The organism is Moorena sp. SIO4A1 (assembly GCF_010672065.1).
Lineage (GTDB): Bacteria > Cyanobacteriota > Cyanobacteriia > Cyanobacteriales > Coleofasciculaceae > Moorena.
This window is the reverse complement of the sequence record NZ_JAAHHX010001056.1, coordinates 1-1,043: the sequence shown is the minus strand read 5'-3', so window position 1 is coordinate 1,043 and position 1,043 is coordinate 1. Positions and strand designations below refer to the sequence as shown.

1 pseudogene is annotated in these 1,043 nt (G+C 39.6%); it reads right to left on the bottom strand.

The features are described 5' to 3' along the window. Positions 1 to 358 precede the first annotated feature (358 nt). A pseudogene (locus F6K53_RS45225) lies at positions 359 to 1,043 on the bottom strand (transposase); the annotation flags it as partial.

Here is a 1,043-nt window from a genome sequence, read left to right as displayed (position 1 = left end):
CTGAACTTGGTCACTAATAAAAAGTGCCGAAAATCAACTTCTTCATTTCTTGACCGATTTTGACCATTTTTTAACGACAGAAAGTAGAGGGTCAGCAGAGTTTAAAAAATTTTAAATTTTTAAAATTTAAGTAAATCCACAGTTGCTAATAATAGCTTAAGGATTTAGGAGTATGTTTATTGGCTGAAAGCCAAGGTAGTTTTAACCGGTTGGCGGTGTTATAACCACAGAGTCCACGGGGTTTTAATCCGTGAGGATGTCAATCTAATTATTAGCTTAGTCTACTAGAGCGTCGGTCCAGTAGACGTGGTTGACAAGTATACAAAAATGTGAGTGGTGTGAAAATCAGGCTCGAAATCTAGGCGGTTTTCTGTTGAGTGGTTGTGGGCATTCTGGCTAAAAGATGAAGATTATGGACAACAGCCATACGTCGTAAATCAAAAAGGTTCTTACGAATTCCTAAATAACGAGCGCGAGTACCCTGCCATTGACCAATGTGAGCAAGGCTATGTTCAACAGTGATTCTCTCTCGTAGTTTGGCTCGACCAGATTGAGAGGTTTGGTATTGCCGTAATTCCTGTAATAGAGATTCATCCGGATGAATAGAAACTGTGCGACCTTTGATGTTAGTTGTACATCAGGAACGTTTGGGACACATCTGACACTTTTGACGAGGAAATTGAACTACTTTACCTTCCTCAAAAGGAATGCTAACTCCATTGGGACAGCTAATTAATTGTTGTTCCCAGTCAAGACCAAATGCTGTTTTGTCAAAAACTTTACCGTTACGGACTCGCCAAGCTTTACAAATAATGGTCAAGTTTTGATCACGTTCTTTGACAAAATGACTATTGAGATATCCTCGGTCTATATGTAATTCTTTCACTATTATTTGTTGAGCTTTTAAGTCTTCCGCAATCCCTGGAGTGACAGTGGCTTCGGGAACATTAGCAGGGGTGACTCCGACTGCTCGTCCCTTACCTGAGTCTAAATCTTTAAGAATATGACGTTTGTAACCATCAAACCTCTTGCTACTACTTTTA